The sequence below is a fragment of the Kribbella steppae genome, assembly GCF_004342025.1.
Taxonomy (GTDB): Bacteria; Actinomycetota; Actinomycetes; order Propionibacteriales; family Kribbellaceae; genus Kribbella; species Kribbella steppae.
Window position 1 is genome coordinate 511,804 of the sequence record NZ_SLWN01000005.1, and the last position, 18,516, is coordinate 530,319.

The 18,516-nt window shown below is 68.3% G+C and carries 17 protein-coding genes; 1 reads left to right on the top strand and 16 read right to left on the bottom strand.

Annotation, left to right across the window (positions count from 1 at the left end; all coding sequences use genetic code 11):
• Positions 1-282: 282 nt before the first annotated feature.
• From EV652_RS17325 to EV652_RS17400, 16 genes are all read right to left on the bottom strand, one after another.
• A complete protein-coding gene (locus EV652_RS17325; RefSeq protein WP_132210155.1) occupies positions 283-1,179 on the bottom strand; it encodes an RNA polymerase sigma-70 factor in 897 nt (298 codons plus the stop codon).
• Positions 1,180-1,193: 14 nt separating this feature from the next.
• Positions 1,194-2,396 carry an NAD(P)/FAD-dependent oxidoreductase gene (locus EV652_RS17330; RefSeq protein WP_132210156.1) on the bottom strand — a complete coding sequence of 401 codons (1,203 nt, stop codon included), beginning with the start codon at positions 2,394-2,396 and terminating at the stop codon, positions 1,194-1,196.
• Between the two features lie 161 nt (positions 2,397-2,557).
• Positions 2,558-3,235, bottom strand: a complete 678-nt coding sequence (locus EV652_RS17335) for a glycerophosphodiester phosphodiesterase (protein ID WP_132210157.1) — start codon at positions 3,233-3,235, stop codon at positions 2,558-2,560.
• Positions 3,232-4,590, bottom strand: coding sequence for an ABC transporter substrate-binding protein (locus tag EV652_RS17340; RefSeq protein WP_132210158.1), 1,359 nt, complete (start codon positions 4,588-4,590; stop codon positions 3,232-3,234). Before EV652_RS17340 ends, EV652_RS17335 begins: the two co-directional genes overlap by 4 nt.
• Entirely contained in the window at positions 4,587-5,360 is a 774-nt protein-coding gene (locus tag EV652_RS17345; RefSeq protein WP_199238227.1) for a carbohydrate ABC transporter permease, read from the bottom strand. The genes EV652_RS17340 and EV652_RS17345 overlap by 4 nt, the downstream gene beginning before the upstream one ends.
• 35 nt (positions 5,361-5,395) lie before the next feature.
• Positions 5,396-6,349, bottom strand: a complete 954-nt coding sequence (locus tag EV652_RS17350) for a carbohydrate ABC transporter permease (protein WP_242001824.1) — start codon at positions 6,347-6,349, stop codon at positions 5,396-5,398.
• Complete coding sequence (locus tag EV652_RS17355; protein WP_132210160.1) at positions 6,346-7,158, bottom strand: inositol monophosphatase family protein; 813 nt, start codon at positions 7,156-7,158, stop codon at positions 6,346-6,348. Before EV652_RS17355 ends, EV652_RS17350 begins: the two co-directional genes overlap by 4 nt.
• Positions 7,159-7,241: 83 nt before the next feature.
• Positions 7,242-7,937, bottom strand: coding sequence for an MgtC/SapB family protein (locus EV652_RS17360; RefSeq protein ID WP_132210161.1), 696 nt, complete (start codon positions 7,935-7,937; stop codon positions 7,242-7,244).
• Between the two features lie 2 nt (positions 7,938-7,939).
• Positions 7,940-8,959 (bottom strand): 2-hydroxyacid dehydrogenase, encoded by a 1,020-nt coding sequence (locus EV652_RS17365; protein WP_132210162.1) that lies wholly within the window; start codon positions 8,957-8,959, stop codon positions 7,940-7,942.
• Positions 8,956-10,419, bottom strand: coding sequence for an FGGY family carbohydrate kinase (locus EV652_RS17370; protein WP_132210163.1), 1,464 nt, complete (start codon positions 10,417-10,419; stop codon positions 8,956-8,958). Before EV652_RS17370 ends, EV652_RS17365 begins: the two co-directional genes overlap by 4 nt.
• A 75-nt stretch (positions 10,420-10,494) precedes the next feature.
• A complete protein-coding gene (locus tag EV652_RS17375) occupies positions 10,495-11,295 on the bottom strand; it encodes a DeoR/GlpR family DNA-binding transcription regulator (RefSeq protein WP_132210164.1) in 801 nt (266 codons plus the stop codon).
• A complete protein-coding gene (locus tag EV652_RS17380; protein WP_132210165.1) occupies positions 11,292-11,909 on the bottom strand; it encodes a histidine phosphatase family protein in 618 nt (205 codons plus the stop codon). Before EV652_RS17380 ends, EV652_RS17375 begins: the two co-directional genes overlap by 4 nt.
• Entirely contained in the window at positions 11,906-13,243 is a 1,338-nt protein-coding gene (locus tag EV652_RS17385; protein WP_132210166.1) for an FGGY-family carbohydrate kinase, read from the bottom strand. The genes EV652_RS17380 and EV652_RS17385 overlap by 4 nt, the downstream gene beginning before the upstream one ends.
• 180 nt (positions 13,244-13,423) lie before the next feature.
• On the bottom strand, positions 13,424-13,657 hold the full coding sequence (locus EV652_RS44625; RefSeq protein ID WP_199238228.1) for a hypothetical protein: 234 nt from the start codon (positions 13,655-13,657) through the stop codon (positions 13,424-13,426).
• Between the two features lie 254 nt (positions 13,658-13,911).
• Positions 13,912-16,629, bottom strand: coding sequence for a patatin-like phospholipase domain-containing protein (locus EV652_RS17395; protein WP_132210167.1), 2,718 nt, complete (start codon positions 16,627-16,629; stop codon positions 13,912-13,914).
• Positions 16,630-16,654: 25 nt separating this feature from the next.
• A complete protein-coding gene (locus EV652_RS17400; protein ID WP_132210168.1) occupies positions 16,655-16,879 on the bottom strand; it encodes a hypothetical protein in 225 nt (74 codons plus the stop codon).
• Positions 16,880-17,010: 131 nt separating this feature from the next.
• Here EV652_RS17400 and EV652_RS17405 point away from each other — a divergent pair, with 131 nt between their 5' ends.
• A complete protein-coding gene (locus EV652_RS17405; protein ID WP_132210169.1) occupies positions 17,011-18,444 on the top strand; it encodes a family 43 glycosylhydrolase in 1,434 nt (477 codons plus the stop codon).
• Positions 18,445-18,516: the final 72 nt, after the last annotated feature.

An 18,516-nucleotide genomic window follows, 5' to 3' on the forward strand; every position in this document is an offset into this window, starting at 1 on the left:
TCACACATTTATGTTCCATGGAAGAACAAATTCAGACGTTGGAACGTGTGACTAGTGCCACTGCGGTCGAAGGGAGGGAGAAGGGCGGCGTGGTTGGCGGAGCGCCAGGCCATCACGGATGGGGTGGGCGGCGGGCGGCCCGCGGGGCGGCGGTGGGCAGGGCAGTTGTGATGGCCTGGAGGTCCGCTACCTCACCGGCTGGAGGAGTGCGGTTGTGTCGGTCCTGGTGCCGCGCGTTGGCCAGGTGGGCGATCGCGACGGGCCGAGAGCCTGGTGCTCGGCTCAGTGGAGGGTGAGCGGGGTTTCGGACTCGAGGCGGGAGAGCTTCTCCGGGTTGCGGACGTAGTAGATGCCGGTGACGCGGTTGTCCTCGATCCGCAGCGCGACTACGCCGTCGAGCTCTCCGTCGAAGCTGAACAGCAGCGCCGGGCTTCCGTTGATCACCGTCGGTTCGGTGGTGAGCGTGCCGCCGATCTTCTGCATGCTTCCGACGAACATGCGGATCACCTTCTCCACACCGATGATCGGCTGCAGCGCGGTCAGTTTGAGTCCGCCGCCGTCGCTGACCGCGACCACGTCGGGCGCGAGCACGTCCATCAGACCCTGCAGATCGCTGGCCTCGACCGCGCGCTGGAAAGCCTCCAGCACCGCCTGTCCTTCGCTCCGGGAGACCACCGTGCGGGGGCGGCGGGCATCGACGTGCTGCCGGGCGCGGTGTGCGATCTGGCGCACGGCCGCCGGACTCTTGTCGACGGCCGCCGCGATCTCGTCGTAGCCGAGCTCGAACGCCTCGCGCAGCACGAAGACGGCGCGCTCGGTCGGCGAGAGCGTCTCGAGGACGAGCATCATCGCCATCGACACACTCTCGGCCAGCTCGACGTCCTCGGCCGCGTCCGGTGTGGTGAGCAGCGGCTCGGGCAGCCAGGGACCGACATACGCCTCCTTGCGCCGCTGCAGGGTGCGCAGGCGGTTGAGTGACTGGCGGGTGGTGATCCGGATCAGGTAGGCGCGCTGATCGCGCACCTGATCCAGATCGACCTTGACCCACCGCAGCCAGGTCTCCTGCAGCACGTCCTCCGCGTCGGCCGCCGATCCGAGGATCTCGTAGGCGACGGTGAAGAGCAGGTTCCGGTGGGCGACGAAGGCCTCGGTCGCCGGGTCCCCGGCGTGGTCGCTCATCTCGGCATTTCTCCTCAGGCCATCCGGCCGGCGTCCGCCGACGTCGTGCCGGCCTTGGCGCCCAGCACCTGCCGGCGTCGTCGATCTTTGAACCATAGATCGAGCTGGCCGGGGTGGCGGGCCTCCTGCCGCAACTGCCAGACGGTGCTCCAGCAGACACCCTCCTTGAGCATCGCCATGGACCGGCCGCCCTCGTAGTACGCCCTGGACACGGTGTCGTCCTTCCGGGCGACCTGGACGATTCCGGCGTGGCGGCCCAAGCTGATGCACTCGCCGAAGAATCCGACGCTGAAGTTCTTCGGCTGCTTGCCGGCGATCCGGCTCAGCACGGTCTCGCCGGCCTGCGGGCCTAGCTGCATCGCGGACTGGCAACTCATCCGCACCGGCAAGTCCGATGGCGACACGGAGTCACCGGTCGCGATGATGCGTGCGTCGTCGACGCTCGTGAGCGTTTCGTCGGTGAGCAGCCGCCCCAAGGCATCAGTGCTCAGCCCGCTCCGGGCGGCCAGGTCCGGCACGCCGAATCCGGCGGTCCAGATGGTCACGTCGCTGGGGAACTCGCGGCCGTCGGCGAGCTGGACCGCATCACCTGTCACGCCCGTCACCGTCGCGCCGGGGCCTTCGAGTACGGTCACTCCGAGCTTGGCGAACCGCTTGGCCACCGCGCGCCGAGCCCGCGGATGCAGGTACGGCCCGAGGACCTCTCCGCACACCAGCGTCACCTTCCGGCCCTGCTCCGCCAGCTCGGAAGCCGTCTCGAGGCCGGTCGGCCCGGCTCCCACCACTGTCAGCGCGGCCGATGCGTGCGCGGCGTCGATGACCGGCTGCAGCCGTTGTGTTTGTTCCAGGGTGGAGATCCGGTAGGCGTGCTCCGCGGCGCCGGGCACGTTGGGTACGCCGCTGCCGCTGCCGACGGCGTAGATCAGGTAGTCGTAGTCGAGGCTGCCGCCGCTCGCCAAGGTCACGCGACGCTCGGCCGCGTCGATCCGGGTCACGGTGTCGACCACCAGCCCGACGCCGCCGGCCAGAATCGTCTGGTAGTCCACCACCGCGTCGTCCGACCCGGTGACGAGCTGGTGCAGGCGGATCCGCTCGACAAAGTGCGGACGAGGGTTGATCAGCGTCACGTTCACGCCGTCGCGCCGGGTCAGGCGGTTGGCCGCCATCACGCCGGCGTATCCGCCGCCGACCACGATGACGTCGGTGTTCTCAGTCATGGCAACTCCTTCGGTTCAAGGTGCAGCCTTAAAGACACCGGCGATTCGGCGGTTGTGACTGCTGTGATCCCCGGACCGCCAGGCCATCACGGATGGGGTGGGCGGCGGGCGGCCCGCGGGGCAGGCGGCGGGCGGGGCATTTGTGATGGCCTGGAGGTCCGCTACCTCACTGGCTGGAGGAGGTGCGGGTTGTCTGTGGTGATGCCGTCTACGTTCAGAGCCACAGCCCGATCCAGGGTGGCCGGGTCCGGGACTGGCCACGCTGTGACGTCCAGGCCGGCTGCGTGGAGTTCTCGGACGCCCTCGGCGGTCAGGCCGGCGATGCCGCAGAGGGCCGTGCCTGCTTCGGCGGCACGGGTGAGGGCGAGTACGTCGGCGATCGCGGGTGTCCGGCCGAAGATCAGGCCGGTGTTCGCCGACGGCATGGCACGCCGCACGGCGAGGAGGATGTCGGCGTGGGACGACGTGATCATCGTCCGGGCGGCCAGCTCCGGATCGGCCTGGAGGGACTCGACCAGCAGCGGTACGGCGCGCGGCGCCTTCACCTCGGCCTGGAAGCGCACGTCGATCGCGGCCACCGTCTCGGCCCAGGTCGGGACGAACTCGCCGAGCCCGGCGTCCAGCGACCGCAGCTCGTCGTACGACAGCGACGCGACCTCCCCCGAGCCGGACGTGGTCCGGTCGACGGTCGCGTCGTGCAGTACGACGAGCTGGTCGTCGGCGGTGACGCGGAGATCCAGCTCGATCTCGTCGCAGCCGTCGTCGACCGCGCGGCGGAACGACCGCAGCGTGTTCTCCGGTTCGGTCCCGAGTGCGCCTCGGTGGCCGGTGATGATCACAGGACTTTCTCCTCGTAGAGTCGCTGGACTTCGTCGCCGATCACCTCGAGCCGGCGCGCGACCGACCCGAACACATTCTTCGGTGCCGCGTTGTCGGCGTAGATCTGCTGCAGACCGGTGTAGATGTTGACATTCGCGTTCCGGCCGTAGAGCCGGATCGGGTCCTGCTGCCGCGCGTTGGCGAGCTGGGCGATCGCGACACCGTAGTTCGGCTTCTCCGCGATCAGCTTCTTCAGCGCGGGATCCTCCCGGGCCGCGTTCACCACCGGCAGGTAGCCGGTCTCGGTGGTCCACCAGGCCGAGTTCTCCGGCTGGGCGAGGAAGGCCAGGAACGCGGCCGCGGCCTGCTTCCGTTCGGTGGAGATGTTGCGCAGCATCCCGATCCCGCCGCCACCGGTGGCGATCCCGGCCGCGACCTCCGACGGGATGTACCCGGCACCGACGTCGAACTTCGCCTTCCCGGTGATGCTCTTCAGGCCGCCGGTGGACTCCTGCACGACCGCCACCAGCCCGTTGGCGAAGTCGGTGCTCGGGCTGCTGGCCATGTAGGCCAGCCCTTTGTCGTGGACCATCTCCCGCTGCCACTCACCCGCGGCGACCGCGCCGTCCTGGTCGATGGTGACGTCCAGGCCCTTGGAGTACGCGCCGCCGAACTGCCACACGTTCCCCTGGAACTGCCAGTCGCCGTCGATCTTCGCGAACGCGATCGTCCGCAGCGACCGTCCGCCCGACTGCACCTTGGCGAGCTCCGGCCCCCAGGACCGCAGTTCACTCCAGGTCCGCGGCGCCCGATCCGGCAGTCCGGCCTTCGCGAAGGCTTCACGGTTGTAGTAGAGGATCGGCGTACTCCGGGCGAACGGAACACACCAGCTCTGCCCCTTCACGACGTACTCGCCGAAGAGCTTCTCCTGGAAGACGGTCGGGCCGAATCCGTCGGTGAAGTAGCCGTTCAGTGGTTCGAGCGCGTCGTTGAGGAAGAACCGTTCCCAGGTGACGTCGGACAGGATGGCGAGGTCCGGCGCCTGCTTGGCGACGAGGGCGGCCGCGACCTTCTGGGCCACGTCGTCGTAGCTGCCCTGGAACTGCACCTCGACGTAGACGTCCTCCTGGGAATCGTTGAACTTGGCAACGAGCTTGTCGACGGCCTTGCCGTTCACGCCGCCGTACGACGACCAGAACACCACCCGGACGCGGTTCGCATACTCCTTGGGCACGGACCCGGCGGGCTGTGAGTACTCCGCGTCGACCGAGCGGTAGCCGCAGCCGGCCAGCGTCGCTCCGGCCGCCAGTCCGAGGAACAGCCTGCGCCTCAGCGACCGGGGCGGTGGGGTGGGGAAGGAACTGTGCATGGTCATCCCTTCAACGCTCCCTGGGTAATACCGCCGACGATGTAGCGCTGGGCGATCAGGAAGATCAGCAGCATCGGCGCGAGGACGAGCAGCGTGCCGGCCATGATCGTGCCCCAGTTCGCCAGCCCCTCCTCGTCCTTGAGGATCAGCAGACCGACCGGCAGTGTCCGCATCGACGCGGAGTTCGTCACGATCAGCGGCCAGACGAAGTTGTTCCACTCCTCCACCGCGGTGATCACCACGACCGTGATCAGCATCGGCCGCGACATCGGGAGTACGACGCGCCACAGCGTGCGCAGATGTCCGGCGCCGTCGACGGCCGCGGCATCCGTCACCTCGGTCGGCAGGGTGAGGAAGTGCTGCCGCATCAGGAAGGTTGCGAACGCCGAGCCGATGCCCGGGATGATCAAGCCCGCGTAGGTGTTGATCCAGCCGAGTGTTGCCACGGTCAAGTAGTTCGGCAACAGCGTCACGTGGCCGGGCACCATCATCGCGCCGAGCACCAGGAAGAACAGCACCTTCTTGAACGGGAACCGCAGATAGGCGAACGCGTACGCCGTCAGCACCGCGTTGATCACCTTCAACAGCGTCCCCGCCACGGTGATGACAGTGGAGTTCAGGAAGAACCGGTCGAACGGCGCGGCCTTCCAGGCCAGGCTGAAGTTCTCCCAGGTCAGGTCCGGCCACCACGCGGGCGGCCACTGGTAGATCTGGGTCGGCTGCTTGAACGCCGTCGACACCAGCCAGTACAGCGGCCCGAGGAAGACGGCCGCCACTCCGATCAGTACGACCTACTGGATCGCACGCACCTTCATCGGTAGTGCACCCGCCTCTCCATCACTCGGGCCTGCACCGTGGTGACGACCAGCAGGATGACGAACATGATGATCGACAAGGTCGCCGCCCGGCCCGCGTTGAACGCCTGGAAACCCTCGTTGTAGATCGACCAGCTCAGCGTCGTGGTGGCATCACCAGGGCCACCACCGGTCATCACCGCGATCACGTCGAAGGCTTGGAACGTGCCGATCACCGTGGTGATCAGCAGGAAGAAGGTGATCGGGGCCAGCAACGGCAGCTTGATCGCTCGGAACCTGGTCCACGTGCTCGCACCATCGATCGCTGCTGCCTCGTCGAGATCCTTCGGCAGCCCTTGCAGGCCGGCCAGGTAGATCAGTGCGGCAAAGCCGATGTTCTTCCACAGGTAGACGATGATCAGGCCGGGCAGCGCCCAGTCCGAGTTGTTCATCCAGTCCGGCGGTTCGGCGCCGAACGGATCGATCAGCGCCCGCATCAGGCCGTAGCCGGGGTCGAAGATGAACAGCCAGATGGTGGCGACCGCGGCACCGGACAGGATGTGCGGTGCGAACGCGATCGTCCGGACCGCACCACGCCCCTTCAGCGGCAGGTTGAACAGGAACGCGAGCGCCAGCCCGACGACCAGGCTGCCGGCCACGATGAAGCCGGTGAACACGACGGTGATCCACAGGGTCTTGTGGAACGCCGGGTCGGACAGCGTCCGGCCGTAGTTGGCCAGGCCGACGAAGGTCGGGCGAGCCGCGATCATGTTCCAGTCGGTCAGGCTGAGGAACGCGTTGTAGATGATCGGCCAGTACGCGAAGACGGCGATCACCAGCAGATTGGGTGCCACCAGCAACGCGAACAGCCCGTACTCACGGCGTCGCCTGCGGCGTTGCTGATTGCCGGAGTCTTCGGCTGTCCGACGTTCGTCCGGATGGGTCCGGACCGGCAGGTCCAGTGCGGTCACACCGGCCTCCTCGGGTTTGATGGGGCGAGTAGTTCGACAAGAGCGGCGGCCAGGGACGGCGCAGCCGCCAGGACGCCGTTCGGCAGTGCGGTGCCGGGTCCACTGATGGTCTGTGCCCCGGCCTCGCGGGCGATCAGGGCCCCGGCGGCGATGTCCCAGGGCTGGATCACATGCTCGTAATACGCGTCCGCCGTACCGTCGGCGACCGAGCACAGGTCGAGGGCGGCCGAGCCGCCGCGACGAAGATCCCGTACGGCGGGCAGCACGCGGCGGAGGTGGTCCGCCTGTTCGGTGCGACGCTCGGGTAGGTAGGAGAAACCGGTGCTCACCAAGGCCGCGGCGAGCTCCACTTCACGCGGCAGACCGAGCACGACATCGTCGCGCCAGGCGCCTTCACCGCGGATCGCCGACCAGGTGATCCCGGTGCGAGGCTGGTGCACCACGCCGACCAGTGCACCAGCTTCATCCTCGACCGCGATGGAGACACACCAGTCGAGCCGCCCGTAGAGGTAGTTCACGGTCCCGTCGAGCGGGTCGATCACCCAGGTGAACCCGGTGGTCGACGGCCGGGCCGCGCCCTCCTCGCCGAGCAGACCGTCACCGGGGCGAGCCTCGGTGAGACCATCGGCGATCAGCTTCTCCGATGCCCGGTCGGCCGCGCTGACCGGGTCACTGGACGAGGTCTTGGTCTCGACATCGGCGGCGTCGATGGATAGACCTGGTTGGCGTGCCAGCAACTCCTCGCCGGCCGCGACGGCCAGCCGGTGGGCCAGGTCGCGCAGTTCGGCGGAGGGCGGAGTGTTAAGCACGGCGTGAAATTATCACCGTTTCATGGTGACGTATAGAGAATCTATGTGATTTTCTCACTGACTTCACAACGATCCGGTCAACCTCAGTCGTCGTCATCGTTGCGCAGCCGGACACCGGTGACGCCGTCCAGTTCGTCGAGGGCGAGCACCAGGTTCTGCAGTGGCGGGCGGCCGCGGAACCGCATCGACGCCCGGACCTGGGGATGACCGCCGTCGCGAAGTACGTCGGTCCCGAGCACCGACGCCTCGAATCCCATCGACGTCGCGGTCGCCAGGATCGAGCGCAGCACACCGGAACCGTCGCGGTACCGCACGGTCAGGATCCGGCGCCGGTCCGGCGACGGCAGGAACCGTGCCAGCCGGCCGAAGGGGCCGACAGCAACCAGATGCAGGACGGTCGCGGCCGTGGCGAGCAGCGGCATTCCCGCGCCACAGGCCATTCCGATCGCTGCCGTCATCCAGATCGTCGCCGCGGTGGTCAGGCCGCGCACCACGTCGCGGCGCATGAAGATCACCCCGGCGCCGAGGAAGCCGACGCCGGAGACGATCTGGGCCGCGATCCTGGAGGGGTCGAGGTTGACGTCCGTACCCAGGACGGCGTTGAAGCCGAACCCGGACACGAGGGTGAAGAGGGCGGCGCCGGTGCCGACCAGGGTATGGGTCCGCATCCCCGCGCTCTTCTGCTGCAACTGGCGTTCGATGCCGATGATCATCGACAACACGAACGCGATCAGGAGCAGGAGGAGCTCGGTCCACGTGCTGGGGGTCAGAATTTGCATGGTCAGGCGGAGACCAGTCCCACCGGGTCCTTCCCGGCCAGGTAGGCGGCGACCGCCTCGGCGGCGATCGAGCCGGCCCGATGCGCGGTCTGCCGGGTCGCACCGGCCAGGTGCGGCGTCATCACGACATTAGGGGCCGTCAGCAACCGCGCTCCGGCGGGCACCGGCTCGGCCGGGAACACATCGAAGGCGGCCGCACCGAGCTGACCGGACTCGAGAGCGTCGACGGTCGCGTCGTAGTCGAGCAGACCGCCGCGGGCGGTGTTCACCAGTACGGCGCCTCGTGGCATCAGCGCAATCTGGTCGGCGCCGATCATCCCGCGGGTCTGGTCGGTCAGCCGAGCATGCAGGCTGACCACGTCGGACCGCCGCAACAGATCGTCCAGCTCGACCAGTTCAATGCCTTCAGGAGCTATGTCGATGAAGGGGTCGGCGACCAGGACGTGCGCACCGAACGCGAGCATCACTCGCGCGACGCGTTGCCCGATCGCGCCGTACCCGACCAGGCCGACCGTCGACCCGTCGAGCTCCAGGCCGCATTCGTCGTACGCGTAGAGGTCGCTCCGCCACTCGCCCTGCTCCAGCGTGCGTTGCAGGCGCGGAAGGTTGCGCAGCGCCCCCATCATCAGGGCGACCGCATGTTCGGCCGCGGCGACCGCGTTGCGGCCAGGAGTGGAGGCGACGACGATGCCGCGGTTGATTGCCGCGGGCACGTTCACGTTGACCGGCCCACCGCGGCAGACGACCAGGAGCCGCAGGTCCGGTGCGGCGGCGAGGACGCGTTCGGTGAACGGCCCCATCTGGGTGATCGCGATCTCGACCCCGGACAGCGCCTCGATCAACTGGTCCTCGGCGTCGCTCGCCTCGTCCACTTCGGCCACCCGCCCGTACGGCGTCAGCGGCCACGGCAGCGTGACTTCGCGGAAGTCGAAGCTGACATCGTCGAGGGAGGACAAGGCGCCGGCGAGCAGTTCGTTCCTGACGAAGTGGTCGCCGGCGAGCAATGTCTTGACGGTTCTCATCGAGCTCCTGATGTGAAGGTAGGTGCTGGGTCGGACCAGCGTGGGCGGGCCGACTCGATCCGGCGCAGATAATGGGCGTAGCCCTCGGCGTAGAAGGCGGCGCGGGCCGGATCGGGATCGACCTGCCTGGTCTCCGCGATCCACTCAGGCCCGGCGCTGTCCGGATCGACCGCGCGCCGCGCGCAGATCACGGCACCGCGCGCGGCGACCTGCTCCGCCTCGGCCGTGTGCAGCGGCGCGTTCAGCACGTCCGCGAGGATCTGCGTCCACTCCGTACTGCGCGCACCACCGCCGCAGACCGTCACGCGTCCGCTCCAACCGGCCGCGTCCAGGCAGTGGCGAGCGGCGTACGCGATGCCTTCACAGGTCGCGCGGACCAGGTCGGCGGTGGTGGTCGACAGCGAGATCCCGTCGATCGTTCCGCGAGCGCGGGTGTCGACGAACGGTGCGCGCTCGCCGGCTTCGGACAGATAAGGAAGAACGGTCACGCCTTGTGCGCCGACCGGGCTTTCGGCCAGCAACTCGGGCAACTTGTCCGTTCCGACGCCGACCAATGCGAGTACCCGGTCGAGCGCGGCCGTGCCGACCATCGCGGGCATGGCCCGAAGCCAGACGCCCGGTGTCCACGTGCCGAGGAACAACCCCGCCGGCTCGCCGTCCACGGGCAGCTCGCGGGTCACCACTTGGCAGGCGAGCGTCGTACCGACGGTGAGTAGGGCGTCGCCGCGCTCAACCACACCGGCTCCGGCGGCTGCGGCTGGCAGGTCGTACGGTCCGGCGGAAACCCTGGTGCCGCGGGCCATTCCGGTCGAGTCGTCGCGCAGCTCGCCGACGGGTCCGGCGGGCTCCACCGGCGCCAGCAGGTGCTGCAGCTCCGTGAGACCGGTTGCCTTCAACGCTTCGTCGTCGTACTGATTGGTCCGCGGATCGAGGAATGGCGCGGACGCATCCGACACGTCCGTCGCGCGGACGCCGGTGAGCTGCTGCATCACGACGTCCTTGCAGTACGCCGCCGTCCCCGCGCGAGCGATGACGTCAGGCTCCTCCGCGAGTACGGCGGCCAGCAGCGGACCGGAGGCACCGGGGAACATCCGGTTGCCGGATCGCCGGAAGACGCGTTCGGCGACCCCGTCGGCGGTCCAGCGGTCGAGGATCGCGCTGCTGCGCGCGTCCAGCCAGGAGATCGCCGGGCGGGACGCCGTACCGTCCGGGTCGACCAGCCAGAGGCCGTCGCCCTGGGCGGTGATCGCCAGGACGCCGGGGCGGTCCCCCACCGTGTCGGCCAGCTCGCCGACCACCTCGTTGACTGAGGCAACGATCTCGGCGGTCTCGTGCTCGAACCGCCCGATCGCGGGCCTGGCAAGTCTGGTCGGCCGGGATGCCTCGGCCACCGGCCGGCCGTCGTCGTCGAACGCGACGGCCTTGGTGACGGTGGTGCCGACATCGACTCCGACGTCCATAACCCCCTCCTCTACTGCTCCAGCTCAGCTGTCCCTTGGTTCATCGGACCAAGGGAAAGGTCTGGGCTGGAGCGTTCATAGTTTTGCGACCTCCACGGTGGCGCCGTGGTCGCGAAGCGGCTGGATGAGGTCCTTCGGGGTCTTCTCGTCCACGACGACGACGTCGAAGTCGGTCAGCGGGGCGAGCCGGTGCAGGGCGGTGCGCTGCAGCTTGGCGTGGTCTACCAGCAGCACCTTGGTCTTCGCGGACCGCAGCATCGCGCGTTTCACCAGCACGATCTCCTCCTCCTGGTGGAAGGCGTGCGTCGGTGACACCGCGGAGACGGAGCAGAACAGCAGGTCGGTGTGCAGCGCCTCGACCGCCTCAGCGCACGGCATCCCGCCGAACGAGTCGTGCGTCGCGGAGTAGATCCCGCCGAGGGCGAGCAGGGTGACGTCGCGCAGCGCGGCCAGCTTGGTGATCGCGGGCAGGAAGTTCGTTGCCACCGTCAAAGGTGTGATGTCCTCGAACAGGTCGACCAGGGCCAGCGCGCTGGTCGAGTCGTCGAGCATCACCGACATCCCGGGCTCGATCATCGCGCGGGCGTGCCGGGCCAGCGCGGCCTTCTCGGTCTGCGCGGTGTTCAGCCGGTACGCGACGTTGCTCTCGAACACGCTGGTCGGCTGCGCGCTGACCCCGCCGCGGTACTTGCGCACCACGCCCTGCCGCTCGAGCTCGTCGAGGTCGCGGTGCACCGTCATCACGCTCACCCCGAACGCCTCGACCAGATCGTTGGCCGAGACCGAGCCGTGCTCGACCACGTAGGCCGCGATCTCGGCCTGCCGGCGGGCGGGACGACTCAGTTCGGTGGTGTCACCGTCGACGTCGGATGTCATGCCAGGGTCTCCATTCGGACTGCGGGAACGTTGTACGCCTCGAGACCCACTGTGCCGTCCTGCCAGCGGAAACGCACCAACGCCGCGGGACCGAGAGCAGGTAGCAGTCTCCTGTAGTCGTTGAGCCGCAGTCCGAGCACCCGGCAGGTCAGCAGCCGGATGAGGGTGTTGTGAGCGACGACGAGCACCTTCTGACCCTGATGCGCACGCCCGATTTCCTGAAAGACCTCGTGAACACGATCGGCTGCCTCGGCCGGATCCTCACCGCCCGGGAAGTGGTCGCGGACCGGGTCCAGCTCGAAGGCCTTGGCCACCGCCGGCGGGAGTTCGCCGAGCATCTTCCCCTCGGCCGAGCCGAAGTCGACCTCGCGCAACCTGGCGTCGAGGGTCGGCGTCAGGCCGAGTGCTTCGGCGGTCGGTGTGATGGTCTGGCGGGCCCGCAGCATCGGTGACGCCCACAGCGCGTCCGGCGCGTAGTCGGTGGCCCACAGCTTGAGCTGCTGCGCCTGCTGTACGCCGACCTCGTCGATCGGGAGGTCGGTCGAACCGGTGTAGCGGTTGCCGTGGTGCCATTCGGTCCGGCCGTGCCGGGCCAACACGATCGTGGTCCTCATCCGCGGTACCCCCGGCGATCCAGTTCGGCGACGAACTCGCCGTACAGCTCCTCGAGCCGTTGTGGCCCTGGCTCGAGGATGCGGTCTGTCTTGACCATCCGGCGCGCGGTCTCGGTGAGTGACCCTCCCGACGACGCGGCCAGGATGGCCATTCCGTACGCCGGGTCCGGAGTGGCCGGGAGCTCGACGGGTACGCCGAGGACGTCGGCGCGGAGCTGGTTCCAGTAGCCGCTGCGGACGGCGCCGCCGGTGAGGGAGACGGATCGGAGCGGGTCGGCGCCGAGGCTGACCAGGTGCTCGAAGGCGAGTCGCTCGATGAAGGCCACACCTTGTAGTACCGCGACGTACGTCGCCAAGTCACCGGCCGGGTTGCCGAGGGTGAAACGCCCGGCTTGGGGAGCGACGAAGGGGAAGCGTTCGCCGGTCTTGGTGAGCGGGTAGACGACGGCGTCGATCGGGCCGGCTGCTTTGTCCAGGGCGTCGAGATCCGCATTGGGGAGCAGTTCGGTGAGTACGCCGGCACCGGTGCTGGATGCGCCACCCGGGAGCCAGCCGCCGTCGGGGTGGCGGTGGCTGTAGACGGCGCCGGTGGGGTCGTCGAGCAGGTCTTTGCTGACGCCTTTGAGGACGAGCGTCGTACCGAGGACGGAGTTCCAGGAGCCGGGGGCGAGGGCGCCGGCGGCGATCTGGGCGGCGCAGCCGTCGGTCATGCCGGCGTAGACGGGGACGCCGGCCGGGGTGCGGCCGAGCTCGGTGCCGGGGAGGACGACGTCGGGAAAGATGCTTGCCGGTAGGCCGAGTTTGTCGAAGGCGGCTTGCGGCCAGGCGTCGGCGACGAGGTCGTAGCCCGTCTTGAGGGCGTGGCTGGTGTCGCTGGCGACTGGATGGCCGACGAGGTGAGCCGCGACGAAGTCCGCGCTGTGGACGATCCGGTGACTTTCCGTCGCGTTCAACCAGAGGAGCTTCGGGAGGGCCCAGGTCGGCTGCATCGCGGTCGCCCAGCGATCCGGGTCGGCGTCCACGATGCGGTCACGTTGGTCGGCTGCACGGGCGTCGTCGTACATGAGCGCCGGGGTGACGGGGCGGCCCTGCTCGTCGGTCAGCAGGAAAGTGCCGGAGGTCGAGCAGATCGCGATCCCGTCGATTTCAGCGCCGGCAACGTCAGCCAGGACGGCATCGACGGCGTCGAGCCAGCTCTGCGGATCCTGCTCATGGCGCGGACCGTCGCGATGGCTGACCAGCGGCCGGGCCGCACGGGCAAGGACGGTGCCGTCGGCATCGGCGAGTACGGCGCGCACACTTTGCGTGCCGAGGTCAACGCCGATCCAGCCCACGTCACACCCTCCCGATCCAGTGTTATCTACGCTGATAACATAACATCAGAAGACGATAAGAACACGCCAGTCCGCGTCCGAACCCGGACATGACACGGCTCCCACAGCTGGGAAGCCTGCGGGAGCCGGGCGGTCCGGCCGGTTGCGCCTGTACCGGCGGGACGGTCAAGTGTTTGCTGGTCAGGAGTGCATCAGAACCAAGGACGGGTCGATGGCGGCGAACTCGACGCGGCCCGCGTCGACAGCTCCGTAGGCGCCAATGGGCCCCAGAGCCGGGCGACCGCTGCGGTTGACCCAGAACCCCCAGCCCGCCGGCGCATCCGGCCAGTCGGGGTCGGGCTCCCAGCCTGGCGGCGGACGCCAGGTGTCACTGGGCGGCTCGGGCCAGTCAGGTGGCGAATTGAATCGATGCACGGGCGGTCCTTCCCAGATTCCCCAGCAGAATCTGCCCCAGCAATCCGCGGTCCGCGAACTGTCTGACAGATCAACGACCTAGTGCGTCGAATGTCACGGCAAAGGTTTCGTAAAGTTTTTCCGGCGCACGGCCACCAATCACACCACCGGGCCAGGGAGTAGGCAACCATCCGCTCACCAGGCGGACTGCACGTGCATCCGCACCGTCATCTAGGGGCCTTGACGGTGCCTTTTGGTTGCCTGGGCACCTGCATCTAGTTGCCTCGGCACCCCACTCCGTCACCGGATTGCTTGCCTGCGGCCCCTGACGGAGGGTTACAGTCCTCCAGCCGGTCCCGGACCCGATGGTGCTCGGTGAGCGACTCGGCCAGCGCATACCCGAGGGAGCGGTACGCCTCGAAGTCCCACTCGTCGTAGAACTGGTCACCGGTGGTACGCGGCGGGAAGTCGGGGTGACCGGCGGCGTACTGCTCGATGTCCCAGCCGAGGTGACCGGCCAGCACCGCCTTCACGAAGAAGATCTCGGTCTTGTACGGCTTCTCCTGGCCGTCCTTCAACGGATGGGTCGCGATGCCGTAGGCCCACGCCCGATCGGCCCGCGGCTTGGACCCGCGGATCATCGGCGACGGGTCGATGTCGATCTGGATCCCGTGGTCCATCCGGGCGGTCGCGATCGCCTCGGCCAGCGCGGTGAACCGGTCCTCGGCGTCGTTCGACGCGTCGATCACGATCACCTGGGCCGGCTCCCGGCGGAGCGCCTCGACCAGGCCGAGGTTGTCGTAGTGTCCACCGTCGGTGACATAGATCCGCCGGTCGTACATCGACGGCTGACCGATCCCCTCCAGCAGCAGCCGGTACGGCCCGGGCTTGTCGATCACGCTGCCGACGTACCGCCGTACCTTCGGGACGACCCCACGGACGTCGGGGAACGCGGGCTCGGGCCGGTTGTTCCAGTACGGGTTCGGCAGCCACACCCCGAGCCGCGCGTTCAGTACGGCGAGCAGCAGCCGGACCGGCCGGGTCCGCGCGTTCACCCGGCCGGTGAGCGGGCTGACAGCGGCACCGCTGATCGCCATCGCGGCCGGCACGGTCACCTCGCGCTTGAGCATGTCGGCCTCACGCTCGTAGTCGTCGGTCGTCCGCCGGCCGCCGTCCGGCAGCGAGCGGTCGCCCACGATCCCGATCTGCTCGGCGTCGAAGACGAACGGCACGCAGTCGCGCTGGCTCGGCACGAAGTCCGCGTCGGACACGTTCGCGACACCCGCGATGACGAGTTGCGGTCCGCCGTCGACCGGCTTCGCCCATTCGGAGTACCGCAGCCGCAGGTGGTAGTCGAGGGCGACCGCGGCACCGTTGTCCTTGCGCGTCACCAGGAACGCGCGCGACAGCCGCTCGCGGTAGAACGAGTGCAGCGACGTCCGGTTCGCGTCGGTGAGCACCTTGATCGCGACCGCGATCGCGGCCAGCACCAGCGCGACGTTCCAGTCGTCCTGGTACGCAGGGTCGATCGCGTACCCGCCGGTCCAGCGCAGCAGCGCGATGACCGCCGCGACCACGATGATCGTGGTGCCGGCCCACGGCGCGAGCTTGGTCCGGGCGAACGCGAGCAACCGGGCCCGCATCCCGGCCGCCTCCTTGCCCTCGACCGCGAGCCCGTTCCACACCGACTTACCGAGACCGATCAGGACGACGACCAGCGCGGTGAACGATGCGAGCCCCTGTTTCGTGGGGTCGACCAACGCCAGCAACGCCGACGGGAGACTCGGCTGATCGGCGGACCCACCCGGCAGTTGTCCCAGCAGATAAAGGCCTCCCGGTACGCCGAGCAACAATACGGCGACCGGTACGCCGTACCGGAGCGAGACGTTGCCGATCGTCGTCAGCAGCATCCGGACCACATCGGGCATCCGGGCCCAACGGTCCCACACCTTCTCCAGGACGAACATCGCCGCACTGAGGGCGAGCGGGAACAACGACAGCGCGAGGAAGTGCCACGAGTCGTTCGGCCGCCAGTCCACGTGGATGGTGGTGCCCTCCGACGTGATCACCTTCTGGTCGGCCAGGAACCAGCCGAGCACCCACGCGATCGCGCGCAGCGTGATCCCGATCAGCAACAGGTTGACGACCAGCCCGAACAACACCGACAACGCGGCCCGGAACATCGCCCGGCCGCCCTGCAACAGGTAGCGGGTCTGCCGCCGCAACCGCGCGAGCTCCGGCGATCCCGGCGAGAACGGATCGGCGCAGGTCCGCCGGAGTACATGGAAAGCGGCGGCCATATAGCCACCGCCGCTGACGCCGATCACGGTCGACGCCTTGTCGTAGAAGCCCTTCTCCCGCAGGAGTTGCAGCGCACCGAGGCAGAACGAGGCCGATCGGATGCCGCCACCGGAACAGGCGATCACCAGCCGGCCGTCGTCCTTGCCGTCGTCCCTGATCCGCCGGAACGTCGCCGGCGGATCGAGCAGGACGCCGTACAACTTCCGCTGCCCGAAGCGGCTGGACGCGAAGTAGGCGACGGCGAGGATGAGTACGCCGACGAGGCCGATGCCGCGCATCAGCCAGCTGAACCAGCCCGTCGACAGATCGGCGCAGGGACCGGTCGACGCGCCGAACTCGGTCCACAGCCAGACGTCCTCGATCACGTCGAGCACCGCGGCGGTGAAGACCAGCCACGACCCGACCGCGGCGATCTGCTTCCACGACTGGCGATTCAGGAACTTGATGTACTTGTAGGCACGGAACGCCGCATAGACGTAGGCCATGATGAACGTCGCGTCGAGCAGCAACGACAGCCGGCCGGGCACCTCACAGTCGAACGCCGAACCGGATGCATCGTGGACCGCGTCGCGCATCGGCCACTGGACGACGGCGAGGACGACAGCGAGTTGAAGGGTCTTGGTGAGCGTCCGACGCCGGCCGATCTGCTCGATCGTGGCGTCGCCTTTGGTGCCGTCCGATTCCCCGAGCATCGCCCTATGATGCCGGTCGCGCGGTTCAGGCAGCCAACTGAGACTCGCTGATGCGCAGGAGCGGGCGGTCGGTCTGCTCGAGGGCGGCCAACTGGGTGCAGGCGAGCGCGATCGCTTCGGCCTGCGAGTGGCAGCCGTCGGCGTACCAGTACGGATCGTCGGGCTGGCGATCCTCGGCGTCGTCGATGTCGGCGTACCAGCAGTCACGCCCGTGACAGCGGTAGTGCACGACCCGAACCTTGAGCTTCATGCGCGATAGGACGCCGGTCCTGGATCCCCGGTTCCAGCCCTTCGATCCTGGTGTGAAGGGTTTACAACGATGGCAAAGTCGCAGTACAAACGACGGGACCGGTCCGCCCCTCCGGCTCGAGAGGTTCTGCCATGAGGTTCTTCCGCCCCGTCCTCGGCGTCACCATCGCGATTCTGCTCACCGGCGTACTGGCAGGTCCCGCTCCAGCTGCTGAAAGACCTGGACAGGAGAACGCGGTGCAGTCGCAGACCTTCCGCAACCCGGTGAACCCGTCGGCCGACCCGTCGCTGATGTTCGACAACGGCCGGTACTACGTCGCGACCACCCGCGGCGACCGGATCGGGATCTGGTCGTCGCCGAGTCTGGCGACGCTGCTGGTCGAGCCCGAGCAGGTGGTGTGGCGGGACTCGGATCCGAGCCGCAACACGCAGATGTGGGCGCCGGCGTTCCGCAAGGTGGACGGCCGTTGGTACATCTACTACACCGCCTCGGACGGCGTGGACGCGAACCACCGGATGTACGTGATCGAGTCCGAGGGCGACAACCCGCTCGGGCCGTACCACTTCAAGGCGAAGATCGCGGACTTCGGCGAGTACGCGATCGACGGCGAGCCGATCACGGTGAACGGGCAGCAGTACTTCGTCTGGACCGGACCCGGCCGTGGTCAGGGCGGGCCCGCGCAGCTGTACATCGCGCGGATGAGCAACCCGTGGACCGTCACCGGCGGCCGGGTCGCGATCCCGGCGGACGGCGGATGCACCGAGGTACGGGAGGGACCGACGCCGATCTACGGCAACGGGCGGGTGTTCCTGACCTACTCCTCGTGCGACACCGGGAAGCCGGACTACCAGCTGTGGATGAAGAGCATCGGGAACGGCGCCGACCCGATGGTCGCATCGAACTGGGTGCAGCACCCCGGGCCGATCTTCTCCCGCAACGACGCGACCGGCGTCTGGGGACCGGGGCACCACTCGTTCTTCAAGTCCCCTGACGGCACCGAGGACTGGATCGCGTACCACGGCAAGAACACCAGCACGTACACGTACTCCTTCCGCACCAGCCGCGTGCAGAAGATCAGCTGGAACACCGACGGCACTCCCAACTTGGGCAGGCCGTTGGCCGCCGGTGCCACCCAGAGCTTGCCTTCCGGTGACCCCGGCACGGCGAACTACTGGATCAACGACTTCGACACCGGCACCGGCCTCAACCAGGTCGAGTACGCCGGCAACTGGAACTCCGGCTCCGGCTGCGGCACACAGTGTTTCTGGGGCAACGACCACTGGAGCGGCGAGACCAACGCGTCGGCCACCATCCGCTTCACCGGCACCAAGGTCGCCTTGCTGAGCGTTGTCGACGTTGGCAACGGCATCGCCGGCATCTCCATCGACGGCGGCGCTGAACAACGCATCGACTACTACAGCTCGATCCGAGTCGGCGAACAACTCATCTACGTCAGCCCAAACCTCCCAGCAGGCCCCCACACCCTGAAGGTCCGCGTCACCGGCGACAAGAACCCCGCCTCCGGCAGCACCGTCATCAGCCTCGACCGCATCGAGGTCTACTGAGGTCAGCGCGGGACCTAAGGACAGGAGGTAGTGCGCCGCGGCCGGCGGTCCCCCGCGTGCGGGCACGCCACC

What these genes read in the sequence shown, in the direction of transcription:
- EV652_RS17325 (WP_132210155.1), bottom strand. Translation starts at nt 1,179, where the DNA reads ATGAGCGACCACGCCGGGGACCCGGCGACCGAGGCCTTCGTCGCCCAC.
- EV652_RS17330 (WP_132210156.1), bottom strand. Translation starts at nt 2,396, where the DNA reads ATGACTGAGAACACCGACGTCATCGTGGTCGGCGGCGGATACGCCGGC.
- EV652_RS17340 (WP_132210158.1), bottom strand. Translation starts at nt 4,590, where the DNA reads ATGACCATGCACAGTTCCTTCCCCACCCCACCGCCCCGGTCGCTGAGG.
- EV652_RS17360 (WP_132210161.1), bottom strand. Translation starts at nt 7,937, where the DNA reads ATGCAAATTCTGACCCCCAGCACGTGGACCGAGCTCCTCCTGCTCCTG.
- EV652_RS17365 (WP_132210162.1), bottom strand. Translation starts at nt 8,959, where the DNA reads ATGAGAACCGTCAAGACATTGCTCGCCGGCGACCACTTCGTCAGGAAC.
- EV652_RS17370 (WP_132210163.1), bottom strand. Translation starts at nt 10,419, where the DNA reads ATGGACGTCGGAGTCGATGTCGGCACCACCGTCACCAAGGCCGTCGCG.
- EV652_RS17375 (WP_132210164.1), bottom strand. Translation starts at nt 11,295, where the DNA reads ATGACATCCGACGTCGACGGTGACACCACCGAACTGAGTCGTCCCGCC.
- EV652_RS17380 (WP_132210165.1), bottom strand. Translation starts at nt 11,909, where the DNA reads ATGAGGACCACGATCGTGTTGGCCCGGCACGGCCGGACCGAATGGCAC.
- EV652_RS17395 (WP_132210167.1), bottom strand. Translation starts at nt 16,629, where the DNA reads ATGCTCGGGGAATCGGACGGCACCAAAGGCGACGCCACGATCGAGCAG.
- EV652_RS17400 (WP_132210168.1), bottom strand. Translation starts at nt 16,879, where the DNA reads ATGAAGCTCAAGGTTCGGGTCGTGCACTACCGCTGTCACGGGCGTGAC.
- EV652_RS17405 (WP_132210169.1), top strand. Translation starts at nt 17,011, where the DNA reads ATGAGGTTCTTCCGCCCCGTCCTCGGCGTCACCATCGCGATTCTGCTC.